Below are 14,041 nucleotides of genomic sequence, written 5' to 3'. Positions count from 1 at the left end.
TTTATTTCCACTTAGCTAAAGGAGGTAACGACATTAAAATTCCTTCTACATTACCACCAGTTTGTAATCCAAATTTAGTTCCTCTGTCATACAGTAAATTAAATTCTGTGTAACGACCTCTTTTAATATACTGCTTCTCTTTTTCTTTTAAAGACCATTTTTTCTTAATTTTTTTTCTAATAATTTCATTAAAGATCATTTGAAAAGTAATACCAACATCTCTTACAAATTTAAAATCTTTTTCGAAATTATCATCTTTATAATCAAAAAAAATTCCCCCAATTCCTCTAGCTTCTTTTCTGTGGGGTAAATAAAAATATTCATCACACCATTTTTTATATTTTTTATAATAATTTTTATTATGTTGATCACACATTAACTTTAAAGTTTTATGAAATTTATTTTTTTCATTATCATCTTTGATGGCCGGGGTTACATCCATTCCCCCTCCAAACCAATTTTTTTGAGTGCTGATATATCTTGTATTAAAATGCATAGCTGGAATGTGCGGATTTTGCATATGCATAACTATTGAAATTCCTGAAGCCCAAAATCTAGGATCTTTCTCAGCTCCTGGTATATTTTTTTGAAATTTTTTAGGAAATTTTCCATATACCTTTGAGAAATTTACTCCTACTTTTTCAAAAATTTTTCCATTTTTTAAAATTCTATATTCACCACCTCCTTCATCTTTTTTAGAGTTTCTTTTCCAAGAAGTTGATACAAATTTTATTTTGTTATTTTCTAATTCAAGTATGTCATTACAAATTGCATTTTGTAATAATTTGAACCAATTGCTAGCTAGGTCTTTTTTAATTGAATTGTCCATATTACATTAAATTATTTTGCCTTAAACTTTCAGCCAAAACTATTGCAACTGAGGATGCTATATTTAGAGATCTCGCATTTTCATTCATTGGAATTTTTAGACGATCACCAATCAGCTTATGAACCTTCTCTGGAACACCAGCGCTCTCTCTTCCAAATAATATTGTATCATCAGCTCTAAAATTAAATTTAGTATAATTTATAGAACCCTTTGTTGTCATTAAAACAATTCTTTGATTCTTTTTTTCTTCAAAAAAATGTTCTGCACTTTGGTAGAATTTAATTTTACTATAGTCCATGTAGTCCATGACAACTCTTTTAAACCTTTTGTCAGATAATAAAAATCCACAAGGCTCAATAATTTCTAATTCCGCCCCTAAACAGGCACACGTTCGTATAATTGCAGCTGTATTCTGTGGAATATCTGGCTCGTATAGTGAAATTTTAGGTCTAGGTTTCATCCGTAATGTGTCATTCTTTCAGTAGAAAAATTACTGTTATCTTATAAGAAATCGTATATTAAATTAATTTTTTAACAAAAAACTATTTAAAATGTCAGATAAAAAGCCAAAAAAAAGAAGAGATTTTTTATTTACAGCGACCACAGCTGTAGGTGCAGTTGGAGCTGCAGCAGTAGTGTGGCCCATGGTAGATCAAATGAACCCAGATGCTTCAGTTAAAGCATTAGCAAGTACCGAGGTAGATGTAAGTTCAGTCAAACCTGGAAACACAATTACAGTTCTATGGAGAGGAAAACCAGTTTTCATCAGAAGAAGAACACAAGAAGAGATCGACGAAGCAAGATCTGTTAAAATGGAAGAATTAATTCATCCAGAAAAAGATGAGGATAGAGCAAAAAATCCTGAATGGTTAGTCATGCTTGGAGTTTGTACTCATTTAGGATGTGTGCCTTTGAATGACAAAGGTGATTATAATGGATGGTTTTGTCCTTGTCACGGTTCTCACTATGATACGTCTGGAAGAATTAGAAAAGGACCAGCTCCTTGGAATATGGAAGTTCCAAAATATGAATTCGTAAACGCAAACACAATTAAAATAGGATAGTACAGTTGTTATGAGTGATCACGATTATCAACCTAAATCAAAAGTTGGTCAATGGTTTAATGATAGATTACCGTTACTAACTCTTGCAAATCATTTAACAGATTATCCTACTCCAAAAAATTTAAATTACTGGTGGACATTTGGAGGAATTTTGACTTTTTGCTTAATCACACAAATTATAACAGGATTAACTTTGGCAATGCATTACATTGCTCATGCTGACATGGCATTCGAAAGTGTTGAGCATATAATGAGAGATGTTAACTACGGATGGTTAATTAGATACATACATGCAAATGGTGCATCGATGTTTTTTCTTGCTGTGTATATTCATATCTTTAGATCATTATTTTATGGTTCTTACAAAGCACCAAGAGAAATAATTTGGATTATTGGTATAGTAATTTACTTGTTAATGATGGCAGCTGCATTCATGGGCTACGTCTTACCTTGGGGACAAATGAGTTTCTGGGGAGCAACTGTTATTACAAATTTATTTAGTGCAATCCCGTTAGTAGGTGAGGGAATTGTAACATGGTTATGGGGTGGATACTCAGTTGATAATCCAACTTTAACAAGATTTTTTACTCTACATTATTTAATCCCATTCTTAATAGCAGGACTTGTAATTTTACATATATGGGCTCTGCATGTACCTGGAAATAATAATCCAGTTGGTATTGATATCAAAAAACCATCTAAGGATACTGTCCCATTCCATCCATACATTGTTATTAAAGATGGTTTTGCATTATTAATGTTTATGATTGTTTTTGCATTTTTTGTTTTTTATACGCCTAATATTTTGGGTCACGCAGATAATTACATAGAGGCAAATCCTATGGTAACTCCAGCTCATATAGTTCCAGAATGGTATTTGTTACCTTTTTACGCAATACTAAGATCGGTACCGGATAAACTACTTGGAGTAATTGCAATGCTATCTGCTATTTTAATACTTGCAGCTTTACCTTGGTTAGATACTTCAAAAATTAGATCAGCAGTTTTTAGACCTTTATACAGACAATTCTATTGGATTTTAGTAGCAGACGTTTTAATTCTTGGTTACATGGGAGCAATGCCTGCAGAAGGTCTTTATTTATTAATTGCAAGAGTAGCCACTGCCTATTATTTCTTACATTTCTTGGTTATTCTCCCTGTGCTTGGATTTAAAGAGAGAACATTACCTGTTCCACTAAGTATAACAGAGCCTATTTTAGGTGGATCACCAAACTTAGAAGCTGCAAAACACAGAGAAAGTAAAATAAAATAAAGTGAAAAAGTTATTTAAACTAATTTTAATACTTTCTTTTTTTTCTCTAATTAGTGCCCAAACATTTGCTGCAGAAAAAGTAGATTATCTTAAAACAGATTGGAGTTTTAAAGGTCTTTTTGGAAAATTTGATAGAGCAGCTCTTCAAAGAGGATATCAAGTTTATACGGAAGTTTGTGCTTCTTGCCATTCAATGAAATATTTAAGCTATAGAAATTTATCAGAAGAGGGTGGACCAGAGTTTTCAGAGGCAGCTGCAAAAGCAATCGCTGCTTCTTTTGAAGTTACAGATGGACCAAACGCTGATGGCGAAATGTTTACTAGACCTGGAAAACTTTCGGATAAATTTGTAATGCCATACGACAATGTAAAAGCCGCACAAGCAGCTAACGGAGGAGCTTATCCGCCAGATATGTCTGTTTTAGTTAAAGCTAGAGGCGGCGGAGTTGATTATATTTATTCTTTACTTCAAGGTTATGAAGATCCACCAAGCGGAGTAACTTTGGATGATGGAGTTTATTACAACAAATATATGTATGGTAATAAGATCAGAATGGCAGCGCCATTATCAGATGGAATAGTAGAGTACGGGGATGGCACTAATGCATCAGTTGAACAGATGTCAAAAGATGTAACAACATTTTTAATGTGGGCTGCGGAGCCTCATTTAGAAGCAAGACACCAAATGGGATTTAAAGCTATAGTATATTTGATTATTTTAACTATTTTAGTTTACTTTAGTATGAAGAAAATCTGGTCACGTGTTGAATCTGAAGTTTAATACATCCCCATCTTTAACAATATAATCTTTTCCTTCTAATCTCATTTTCCCATTTGCTTTAGAATTTACCCAGCCATCATTTGCTATAAAGTCTTCATAAGAAATAGTTTCAGCTCGAATAAAGCCTTTTTCAAAATCAGTATGTATTTCGCCTGCTGCCTTAGGAGCTGTACAATTTTTTTTAATTGTCCATGCCCTTGTTTCCTCAGGGCCTGATGTAAAATAAGTATCTAGCTCTAGTATATTGTAACCTTTTTGAATTAACATATTTAATCCAGTTTCTTTTAAACCTATCATTTCCATATAATTTTTTTTCTCTTCAGCAGGTAGCTCATTAATTTGATTTTCAATATCAGCAGATACAATCAGTGTATTTTCATTGCCAAATTTTTCTATGAAATCATTTGTATATTTATTACCGTTCTGAACACTTTGTTCATCAACATTACAAACATATATTTTTGGTTTAATTGATAATAAACCGCTTTGATTTAATTGCTTGGTATCAAATTGTGTTTTTAGAACTGAAATATCTTTGTCATTATTTATGCAATCAAGTGCAATTTCTAAAATTTTTAGTTGTTCCTCATCTACATTTTTCTTGTTATTTTTTTCCAATCTTTTTTGAATACTTTCAAGATCTGCAAGCATCATTTCAGTTTCAATAATTTCCAAATCTCTCACTGGGTTTACGTCAGGATTAACATTTTGGATATCATCTGAATCAAAACATCTAATCATATGAATTACAGCATCAACTTCCCTGATATGAGAAAGAAATTTATTTCCTAATCCTTCTCCTTTTGAAGCTCCTTTTACAAGACCAGCAATATCAACGAATGAAATTGTGGTATTAATTACCTTTTTAGAGTTAGAGACTTTTGATAATTTGGACAATCTTTCATCTGGTACGGGAACTACACCAACATTTGGATCAATTGTACAAAATGGAAAATTAGCTGCTTGTGCTTTACTAGAATTTGTTAGCGCATTAAAAAGTGTGGACTTACCAACATTTGGTAAACCAACAATTCCACATTTAAAACTCATTTTTTATTATTTACTGTGCTTGAAAATAGGTCTAATTTTTTATCAATTAATATTGAAATTGACTCAGTAATATTATTTGTAATTTTTTCTAATCCAGCCATTTCATCTTCATCAAAGTTTTGAAGTACAAAATCACTTACTTCCATATTGTCCTTTGGTTTTCCAATACCAATTCTTACTCTAGAATAATCTTTACCAATAAATTTATCTATTGAAGCTATACCATTATGACCTGCACTAGATCCACCAAACTTAGCTTTAATTTTTCCAAATTCTACATCTAAATCATCATGAAAAACTGTGACATCCTCGGCATCAATTTTAAAATATTCTATTAATTCTCTTATACAAATTCCTGAATTATTCATGAAAGTTAAAGGTTTAATTGCATATATTTTTTTGTCTCCCACATTTCCTGTTGTAAGCAAACCTTTAAATTTTGGTTTTTGTTTTGATAGTCCAAATTTTTTATTAATCGAGTCGATAATTTTAAAACCTACATTATGTCTATTATTTTCACTATCGGGCGTTGGGTTACCTAGTCCTACAAATAAAAGCATAAAAATTTTTTAATGGAAAACAAACTTCAGTCTAAATAATTTATTTTTTTTCTTCAGCAGGCTTCTCTTCGCCTTCAGCAGCTGGTTTATCGCCTTCAGCTGGTGCAGCAGCTTCGGCACCCGCTTCACTCTCTGCAGCTTCAGCTTCAGCTGGTTTTTCTGGCTCTTTCATTACAGTTGGAGCCGCAAGTGTTGCAATAACGAAATCCCTACCTTGAATAGTTGGTACAACTTCAGGATCTAAATTAATTGATGAAATTTTAAAACTTACTCCAATATCAATACCATCTAAATCAATTAAAAGATTTTCAGGTATTTTCTCACTTGGACATTTTAATTCAACTTTTCTTCTTACAATATTTAATACTCCACCTTTTTTTAATCCAGGTGATTTTTCATGATTAATAAATTTAACTGGAACCTCAATTCTAATTTTTAGACCAGGCACAACTCTTAAAAAATCAACATGTATAGGTTCGTCTGACAAGATGTGATATTTTACTTCTCTTGGAAGTACATTTTGTGGCTTACCGTTTACATTTAATGTAAGAATTGTAGATAAAAAATTTGAGTCTTCTAACATCGACTTTAGCAATTTCTTAGATATAGAAATTTTTTCATTTTGAGCTTCACCGCCATAAATTATAGCTGGAACTTCTCCACTATCTCTTAGTGAGTTAAGCTCGCCTTTTGTTTTGGTGTCTCTGATGTTAGCTTCTAAAGTATTCATAAAACAAGGGTTTTTAGCTCAAGATCCTTAATAACACAAGGTAATTATTTAAATAAATCAGATACAGAAGTAGAATTTGATATTCTTTTAATCGCTTCACCCATTAGCCCTGAAATAGATAAAACTTCGATGTTTTTTGCACCTTTTATTTTGTCACTATTATCAATTGTGTCTGTAATTACTAAATTTTTGATAACAGAATTTTTAATTTTTTTGACCGCTTCACCACTAAGGACACCGTGAGTAATATAAACATAAACTTCTTTTGCACCTCTATCTTTTAGAGCTTTAGCTGCATTTACAATTGTTCCACCTGAGTCGATGATATCGTCTACAATTATACATGTCTTACCTTTTACATCCCCAATCACATTCATAACCTGAGATTGTCCTGGCTTAGGTCTTCTTTTATCTACTATAGCTAAACCAATATTTAAAAGTTTTCCAAGAGATCTTGCTCTTTCAGTACCACCCACATCTGGTGCAACACAAATCATATTTTTACTATTAATTTTTTTCTTAACGTGTCTTGCAAAAATAGGAGTAGCAAACAAGTTATCTACAGGAATATCAAAAAATCCTTGAATTTGTCCAGCGTGCAAATCTACTGTTACAACTCGATCTGCTCCTGCTTTTGTAATTAAGTTTGATACTAGTTTTGCTGAAATGGAAGTTCTTGGGACAACTTTTCTATCTTGTCTTGCATAACCAAAATATGGAATTACAGCTGTTATATTTTTGGCAGATGATCTTTTTAAAGCATCTATACATAATAAAAGTTCCATTAAATTATCATTAGCTGGAGAAGAAACAGATTGAATAATAAAAATACTATTTCCTCTTATGTTTTCATTAATCTCAACATAAATTTCACCATCAGAAAAATTTCTAATACTTGAATTGACTAATTTAGATTTTAAATATTTAGCAATATTCTTACTAAGAGGTTTATTACTATTTCCTGATAATAATTTCATGAAAAACCTAATTAAGCATAATTATTGAAATATTTCTACCATAATCAGCATGATTTAGACTTTTTGATCTTCTAGCACTAAAAAATTTATTTTTAGCATCGAATGTATCAACGTCAATTTTTTCTATTTTTTTCACACCAGACTTAAGAATTAATGATTTAACATAACTAGATAAGTTAAAATATAACTTTTCTTTACCCATTTTAAAAAATTTATGACTAGTTTTGTCTTTTCTTATAAATTTTTTATAAAAATCTTTTTGAACTTCATAATTTTTAACTGATATTGATGGACCTATAACTGCAGTAATATTTTTTGTTTTAGACCCTCTCTTAACCATAAATTTAATCACTTTTGATATAATTCCCTTAAAAGCACCCTTCCATCCTGAATGAATTGCAGCTATCATTTTTCTCTGATTATCAAAAACCAGTATTGGCACACAATCTGCGGTCAAAACTGCAATAGGTAAATTTATTTGGTCAGTAATAATTGCATCAGCCTTAGGTTTTATTTTTGATTTATACTCTTTGTCAATAAACACGAATTTATTACTATGAATTTGGTTAAGTAAAAAAATATTTTTTGAGTTCTTAGAAATTTTATTTTTAACAATATTTAAATTTTTTTGTACACTTGCACTATTGTCATTTGAACCTGGACCACAATTTAAACTTCTATAAATATTTTTTGATACACCACCGATGCTATTAAAAAAACCATGTTTAATAGCTTTATTTTTTGAAAGCTTTTTAGATTTAATCAATTTGAAAACCTGTTTTAAATTTATTGTTTTTAATTTTAATCAACATTACCTTAAATAACTCTCCCATTTGTTTCTCATCAATTAAACGTCTAATTCTATAAAATAGATCTGTTTTTTGTGAGAAGGCAATATTATTACTTACAATCTCTGCTCTCTGCAAAATTCCCATGCTTGTTAAGAATTTTTTTTGATTAGTAATTAGATGATCTAGTTTTTCAAATTGATTAATATAGTTAGCATATAAATTAAAATTTAAATTGTACGTAATATCAGAGTCGCCAATATCTTCTAATATATTTGAAAATTTATGATCTTTTATTGCTTGAATAGTATTTTTTATTTTCAGATCTAAATATCCATAATCAATTATTAAAAGTCCACCATTTCTGTTCTCAATAATTTTACAAATTTTCTTTAGATATTTAAACGCTTCGGGAGAGTATTCAATAATATCTTGGTCCTTAGATATTTCAAATTTAAGTTCTTGCTCTATTGTTTTAATATCAACTTCTTTATCATTGAACTCAGCCTTTTTGTAAGTTTTTAAATTAACATACCTTTCAAACCAATTATTCTCCTTTTTAAAAAATTGCTTTATTGGAAGTGCATCAAAAAATTCGTTTGCAAGATAAATGCAAGGAAATGTGTTATCGATTTCAACTCCATTTACCCAGATTATTTTTTCAGAATTTAAATTTTTTTTTTGTTCATCAATTAAATATGAGCTTTTTTCATGAATCATTAAATTACAGGAGTTAAAACAATCTGGAAAATTCTTTAATGTTTCAGACACAACTTTCATCATTTCTCCATTACCAGCGCCAAGTTCAATTAAGTTAAATTTTTTAGGGGAACCGATGCTTTTCCAAAAAGTTATTACCCAAATCGCAATTATTTCTGAAAATAGTCTTGTGATGTTGGGAGACGTAATAAAATCTCCTTCCTTTCCAAAGGGATTTTTTTTCATATAATAACCATTTTCTTTATCGTAAAGAGCGTGATTGATAAATTGATCTAGAGGTAAATTAGTCGACTTGTTCATTTTTTTTCAAAAAGAAAATAATTAATCCAATTATCAAAAAGATAAAACTTATTAACTGACCCATAGTTAAATTGAATATTAGGTATCCCAATTGATCATCTGGAACTCTAAAAAATTCAACAATAAATCTAAAGATTGAATAGAAAATTAAAAATAATCCAGAAATCAATCCAGCTTTTTCAAAATTTCCTCTACTTCTAAAACAAACTAAAATTAAAAATAAAATTAAACCTTCTAATAATGCTTCATAAATTTGTGAGGGATGTCGTGGTTGATTATCTATTTGTATGAAAGTAACTGCCCAAGGTAAATTAGTTATAGGCCCATAAAGTTCAGAATTTATAAAATTTGCAATTCTTCCAAAAAATATTCCAATAGGCGCAACTAGAGCAACGACATCTAAATATAGAAACGCATTTTTATTATTTTTTTTTGCAAACAATATAGTTGCTACAACAATACCAATTACTCCTCCGTGAAAAGACATGCCGCCTTCCCATACTTTTAAAATATCTAATAGATTATTGATATAGAATTCAAAATTATAAAATAATACATAACCAATTCTTCCACCTAAAATAATTCCGATGATTAAGTACGTTATATAATCATCAAAGTTTTTATTTATTTCGGAATTCTTTAAGAACAGTTTTTTTGCTATTAACCATCCAAACAAAATACCAGCTATATAAGCTAGAGAATACCATCTAATTTCTAAAGAAAATATTTCTATTGCAACTGGGTCAAAATTATTGATGAACATTTTAAATTATATCTATATTGTATATCTCAAATATGAAAAATTCTAAATTTATAATTGATAAATTTGCAAAACTACTAGAGCAGGGATTAATAACTTCAAAAGATTTATCATCTGAAATCTTAAATATATTTAAATCAAAGAGAGATGAATTTGTTTTTAAAATGAAACTTACTAGTAAGGATGAATTTGATATTCTTTCGAAGAGAGTAGAAAATTTAGAAAATAAAATTTCAAAATTAGAAACAAAAAAAAAGAAGAAAACTAGACTGGCAAAAAGATCTTAACTCTTAGCCCATTAAATTTTGATTTTTCCAGCATAATATTTCCACCATGGGATTTGATAATATCAGAAGCAATTGATAGTCCTAATCCAACACTAGATTTTGAATCATTTCTTCCTTTGTCCATCTTGTAAAAAGGTTTAAATACATTTTCATGCTCTTTTTTGGGTATCCCAGGGCCGTCATCATCAATAATTATAAATAGATTTGTATTTTTTTTGTTTAGGCTTATTTCAACTTTGTTTGCATATTTTAATCCGTTATCAATCAAGTTATTTAAAGATCTATTGATAAGGTTCTTTCTGCCATTAATGTAAATTCTAGGAATTAAATTATGAGAAATATTTTTATTATTATATTTTTTTATTATCTCCTCTATTAGTTCTGAAAGGTTAAACATTTCGTCCTTCTCAACATACGATGAACTTGTAAATTGCAGATATTCATTAAGCATTTTTTCCATTTCGTTGATATCATCTGTTAATTTATCAACTGCATCTTTATCTTTAAGAAAAGCTAATTGTAGCTTCATTCTTGTTAAAGGAGTTCTTAAATCATGACTAATACCTGATAACATTTCAGTTCTCTGATTAAGATGTCTTTCAATTCTCTTTCTCATTTTGTCAAATTCATGACCTGCTTGACGTATCTCGAGTGCTCCTGAAGGTTTAAATTCTTCTATGACTTCTCCTTTTCCAAATCTCTCAGCAGCGCGAGCTAAATTTGTAATTGGCCTCGTTTGATTTTTTAAAAATATTAGTGAAATAATAACCATTATAATTGCAGGAACTGTAATCCATAGCGCAAATATTCTTGCAGAGGTACTAGTGACTCGATCTTTTGGAACTAAAAATTTAAAATATCCATTTTCATATTTTATTCTTAAATCAACTAGTTCTTTATAGTTTGTAGTATTAAACCAAAAGATCTCAGGAGAAAATTTAGACTTTAATTCTCTTCTTAAAGTTCGATCAATTGGACTAAACCATCTTTCTTTATTTTGATCACTTAATTTTTCATTAACTACCAATTCAATATTTAAATCTAGAAACAATGAAAAAAGATTATTCACTTCTTGCTTATCATTTTCCTCATTTTGATAAGTTTCTATAAAAGCACTAATCTCATTAACCAGGGTTCTGGTCATACCTTTATTTGTTTTAATCCACAAACTATCAAAAAAAACAATGGTGATTATTAATTGGATGGTAATTACAGGGACCGCAACAATTAAAAGTGCTCTATAAAATAATCTTTTTGGTAAAACTTTTTTAAAAAAATTACTCAATCCAGAGAACATATCCTGCACCTCTAATTGTTTGCAAAAATTTAGGACTTTTTTGGTTTATTTCAATTTTTTTTCTCAATCTAGTGATAATAACATCAATAGATCTTTCTTTATCTAGACTAATTAATTTTCCTATATCTTCTCTTGAAAATGTTTTTCCTGGACTATTAATCATTTTTTCTAAAATTGTCTTTTCGGTATTATTAATTTTAAATTCTTTTTGATCTCTAATAATTAAAAGTTTATTTAAGTCAATTTTGACATTTTCAAATTCAATTATTCTTTTTTGCTCAGTTTTTTTTGTTTTATCTAAAATGTTTTTAATTCTTAGAATTAATTCTTTAGGTTCAAATGGTTTGGGCAAATAATCGTCTGCACCAACTTCAAGACCTTCTATTCTTTCCTTAGCCTCTCCTTTTGCTGTAAGAAGTATAATTGGAGTATCTAAATTTTTTTTATTTTCTTCTATAAATTCTAATCCATTCTTTCCAGGCATCATTATGTCGAGCACAATTAGATCAAACTTTACTATTTTTATTTTTTCTGATGCATCTTCAGCACTGTCAGCTGTATTTACTAAATAATTATTTTCGTTTAAAAATTTTTTGACTAATGATCTAATACCATCGTCGTCATCAACTACTAAAATATGTGCTAAAAAATTATCCATTAATTATTTTATTTAATACATTGTCAAAATTAACAACTTCTTCTGAAGTTGAATTTAAAAGAGCAGAATAAATTCTTTTTTTTTGTAAATTAAAAATTTCTTCAAATATTTTCTTTCCTTTTTCGTTTAAAAACACATGTTTAACCCTTGTATCCTGATCATTTTTCTTAAATATGATAATGTCTAACTTTATTAAATCTTTTAAAACTCTGTTAAGGCTTTGCTTAGTTACTTTTAATTTTTTTAGAAGATCTGAGATAGAGATACCGTCATAAGATGAAATTAGGTGAATAACTTTATGGTGGGCTACACCAATTGAGTATTTATCTAAAATTTTTTTAGAGTCAGAAAATGTCTCTCTGTAACTAACAAATAATTTTTCAATTAAACCCTTAAGTTGGTCGTCTTTAAGATATAAAAGTTCTTTCATAATGGGTAAGTTATATTGACATATCAAAGATACAAAGATATTTTTCACTGATATTTTAAAATATTTTCACTAATGATACCGTACGATAAAAGATCTGGAAAAATTTGGTACAACGATGAACTTGTTGATTGGGGAGATGTAAAGCTCCATGTGTTAAGTCATGGTTTGCATTATGCAAGTTGTGTTTTTGAAGGTGAAAGAGTTTATGATGGTTCTATTTTTAAATTAGAGGAACATACCTCTAGATTTTTTCATTCTGCTAGAAGAATGGGTTTTGAAATTCCTTATACTGAAGACCAAATTAATACTGCTTCAAATAAAATAATTGCAACTCAGAATGTAGAAAATGGATATGTAAGACCAGTAGCTTGGAGAGGCACTGAAATGATGGCTATTTCAGCACAACAAACAAAAGTTCATGTTGCGATTGCAACTTGGGAATGGGGATCTTACTTTGATCCAAAACTAAAAGTTGAAGGTATTAAATTAAATATTTCAAACTGGAGAAGACCAGCTCCTAATACTATTCCTTGGGATACTAAGGCGTCAGGTTTGTATATGATTTGCACATTATCAAAACATGAAGCTGAAAAACAAGGTTACACAGATTCTTTAATGTTAGATCACGAAGGTAATATTGCTGAAGCAACAGGAGCCAATATATTTTTTAAAGATAAAAATGGAGAAATTCATACACCAATCCCAGATTCATTCTTAGATGGAATTACAAGAAGAACTGTAATTGGAATTGCTAAATCAAAAAATATAAAAATACATGAGAGAAAAATTAGTCCAACAGAACTTCCTAATTTTGTGGGATGCTTTTTAACAGGAACTGCTGCTGAAGTTACTCCAGTATCTTGTATTGCGGAAAATCAATTCAAAGTTTGTGATACAATCATTGATCTTAATGAAAGTTATCAAGCATTGGTAAGAAAGAAAAAAGCAGCTTAATCTTTGTTATCTTCAGATATTGCGTGATCAATACCTTTTCTTAAATAATCATAACCTGTAAATAAAGTAAGTACAGCTGATAACCATAAAAGAATAATTCCAATAGTTTGAGCATTATAATCTTCAAAGTTGATTATTTTATTTCCAGTATCTCCTGAAAGTAGAAGACCAATAGCAATCATTTGCAAAACTGTTTTAAGTTTAGCAAGATTTGAAACTGGAAGTTTAATCTGACCTTTTGCTAAAAATTCTCTTAATCCTGAAATTAAAATTTCTCTAGTCAATATTATTATGGCTGCAATAACTTCATAATTTCTGATTGTTCCATCCATCACCAACAAAATTAGAGCTGTAGCGACTATAATTTTATCTGCAATTGGATCTAATAATTCTCCTAATTTAGATTCTTGGCCCAACATTCTAGCTAACATGCCATCTAAAAAATCTGTAAATGAAGCAATTATAAATAAAATTAAAGCAGTTAAATCACCATAAAAACCTGGAAGATAAAATGCTAAAACAAAGAAGGGTACAATTATTATTCTCCCTATTGTCAGAATATTTGGAATTTTTTTTAACATAA

Annotated in this window: 18 protein-coding genes; 5 read left to right on the top strand and 13 right to left on the bottom strand. The window is 29.4% G+C overall.

All coding sequences use genetic code 11. The features are described from left to right. Position 1 precedes the first annotated feature (1 nt). The gene (hemF, locus tag VP90_RS03750; protein ID WP_262589766.1) at positions 2–829 is read right to left on the bottom strand and encodes an oxygen-dependent coproporphyrinogen oxidase; all 828 of its coding nucleotides are present in this window, start codon (positions 827–829) and stop codon (positions 2–4) included. 1 nt (position 830) lies between these two features. After that, the gene (locus tag VP90_RS03745) at positions 831–1,289 is read right to left on the bottom strand and encodes a tRNA (cytidine(34)-2'-O)-methyltransferase (protein ID WP_262589765.1); all 459 of its coding nucleotides are present in this window, start codon (positions 1,287–1,289) and stop codon (positions 831–833) included. Positions 1,290–1,380: 91 nt separating this feature from the next. On the opposite strand from VP90_RS03745, the gene petA reads away from it, so the two are divergent. From petA to VP90_RS03730, 3 genes are read left to right on the top strand one after another with little or no spacing between them, the layout of a single operon-like run. Then, on the top strand, positions 1,381–1,893 hold the full coding sequence (petA, locus tag VP90_RS03740) for a ubiquinol-cytochrome c reductase iron-sulfur subunit (RefSeq protein WP_075506393.1): 513 nt from the start codon (positions 1,381–1,383) through the stop codon (positions 1,891–1,893). A gap of 10 nt (positions 1,894–1,903) precedes the next feature. Next, the gene (locus tag VP90_RS03735) at positions 1,904–3,166 is read left to right on the top strand and encodes a cytochrome b (RefSeq protein ID WP_262589764.1); all 1,263 of its coding nucleotides are present in this window, start codon (positions 1,904–1,906) and stop codon (positions 3,164–3,166) included. Between the two features lie 22 nt (positions 3,167–3,188). After that, positions 3,189–3,947, top strand: a complete 759-nt coding sequence (locus VP90_RS03730) for a cytochrome c1 (protein WP_316963662.1) — start codon at positions 3,189–3,191, stop codon at positions 3,945–3,947. Here the strand turns inward: VP90_RS03730 and ychF are convergent. From ychF to lgt, 7 genes are read right to left on the bottom strand one after another with little or no spacing between them, the layout of a single operon-like run. Then, positions 3,924–4,997 carry a redox-regulated ATPase YchF gene (gene ychF / locus VP90_RS03725; RefSeq protein WP_262589762.1) on the bottom strand — a complete coding sequence of 358 codons (1,074 nt, stop codon included), beginning with the start codon at positions 4,995–4,997 and terminating at the stop codon, positions 3,924–3,926. The genes VP90_RS03730 and ychF overlap by 24 nt on opposite strands. Then, on the bottom strand, positions 4,994–5,557 hold the full coding sequence (gene pth / locus VP90_RS03720; protein ID WP_262589761.1) for an aminoacyl-tRNA hydrolase: 564 nt from the start codon (positions 5,555–5,557) through the stop codon (positions 4,994–4,996). Before pth ends, ychF begins: the two co-directional genes overlap by 4 nt. A 40-nt stretch (positions 5,558–5,597) precedes the next feature. Beyond that, positions 5,598–6,287: a 50S ribosomal protein L25/general stress protein Ctc gene (locus VP90_RS03715; protein WP_262589760.1), complete on the bottom strand. Its 690-nt coding sequence runs from the start codon at positions 6,285–6,287 to the stop codon at positions 5,598–5,600. Positions 6,288–6,331: 44 nt separating this feature from the next. Then, entirely contained in the window at positions 6,332–7,264 is a 933-nt protein-coding gene (locus VP90_RS03710; protein WP_262589759.1) for a ribose-phosphate pyrophosphokinase, read from the bottom strand. A gap of 7 nt (positions 7,265–7,271) precedes the next feature. Next, positions 7,272–8,030 (bottom strand): peptidoglycan editing factor PgeF, encoded by a 759-nt coding sequence (gene pgeF, locus VP90_RS03705; RefSeq protein WP_262589758.1) that lies wholly within the window; start codon positions 8,028–8,030, stop codon positions 7,272–7,274. Then, a complete protein-coding gene (locus tag VP90_RS03700; RefSeq protein ID WP_262589757.1) occupies positions 8,023–9,072 on the bottom strand; it encodes an SAM-dependent methyltransferase in 1,050 nt (349 codons plus the stop codon). Before VP90_RS03700 ends, pgeF begins: the two co-directional genes overlap by 8 nt. Then, positions 9,056–9,835 carry a prolipoprotein diacylglyceryl transferase gene (gene lgt / locus VP90_RS03695; RefSeq protein ID WP_262589756.1) on the bottom strand — a complete coding sequence of 260 codons (780 nt, stop codon included), beginning with the start codon at positions 9,833–9,835 and terminating at the stop codon, positions 9,056–9,058. The genes VP90_RS03700 and lgt overlap by 17 nt, the downstream gene beginning before the upstream one ends. Positions 9,836–9,867: 32 nt before the next feature. Here lgt and VP90_RS03690 point away from each other — a divergent pair, with 32 nt between their 5' ends. Next, the gene (locus VP90_RS03690) at positions 9,868–10,119 is read left to right on the top strand and encodes a hypothetical protein (RefSeq protein WP_262589755.1); all 252 of its coding nucleotides are present in this window, start codon (positions 9,868–9,870) and stop codon (positions 10,117–10,119) included. On the opposite strand, the gene VP90_RS03685 is transcribed toward VP90_RS03690, so the two are convergent. Genes VP90_RS03685 through VP90_RS03675 form a run of 3 tightly spaced genes read right to left on the bottom strand, consistent with a single transcriptional unit; the run spans position 10,097 to position 12,504 of the window. After that, positions 10,097–11,416, bottom strand: a complete 1,320-nt coding sequence (locus VP90_RS03685; protein ID WP_262589754.1) for an ATP-binding protein — start codon at positions 11,414–11,416, stop codon at positions 10,097–10,099. The genes VP90_RS03690 and VP90_RS03685 overlap by 23 nt on opposite strands. Beyond that, positions 11,397–12,074, bottom strand: coding sequence for a response regulator (locus VP90_RS03680; protein WP_262589753.1), 678 nt, complete (start codon positions 12,072–12,074; stop codon positions 11,397–11,399). The genes VP90_RS03685 and VP90_RS03680 overlap by 20 nt, the downstream gene beginning before the upstream one ends. Next, on the bottom strand, positions 12,067–12,504 hold the full coding sequence (locus VP90_RS03675; protein ID WP_262589752.1) for a MarR family winged helix-turn-helix transcriptional regulator: 438 nt from the start codon (positions 12,502–12,504) through the stop codon (positions 12,067–12,069). Before VP90_RS03675 ends, VP90_RS03680 begins: the two co-directional genes overlap by 8 nt. A 72-nt stretch (positions 12,505–12,576) precedes the next feature. Here VP90_RS03675 and VP90_RS03670 point away from each other — a divergent pair, with 72 nt between their 5' ends. After that, positions 12,577–13,458: a branched-chain amino acid aminotransferase gene (locus VP90_RS03670; protein ID WP_262589750.1), complete on the top strand. Its 882-nt coding sequence runs from the start codon at positions 12,577–12,579 to the stop codon at positions 13,456–13,458. Here VP90_RS03670 and pgsA read toward each other — a convergent pair. Continuing rightward, positions 13,455–14,039 carry a CDP-diacylglycerol--glycerol-3-phosphate 3-phosphatidyltransferase gene (gene pgsA / locus VP90_RS03665; RefSeq protein WP_262589749.1) on the bottom strand — a complete coding sequence of 195 codons (585 nt, stop codon included), beginning with the start codon at positions 14,037–14,039 and terminating at the stop codon, positions 13,455–13,457. The genes VP90_RS03670 and pgsA overlap by 4 nt on opposite strands. Between the last annotated feature and the right edge of the window lie 2 nt (positions 14,040–14,041).

Source organism: Candidatus Pelagibacter ubique HIMB140 (genome assembly GCF_025558165.1).
GTDB lineage: Bacteria > Pseudomonadota > Alphaproteobacteria > Pelagibacterales > Pelagibacteraceae > Pelagibacter > Pelagibacter ubique_T.
This window is presented reverse-complemented; position numbering and strand designations above follow the sequence as displayed.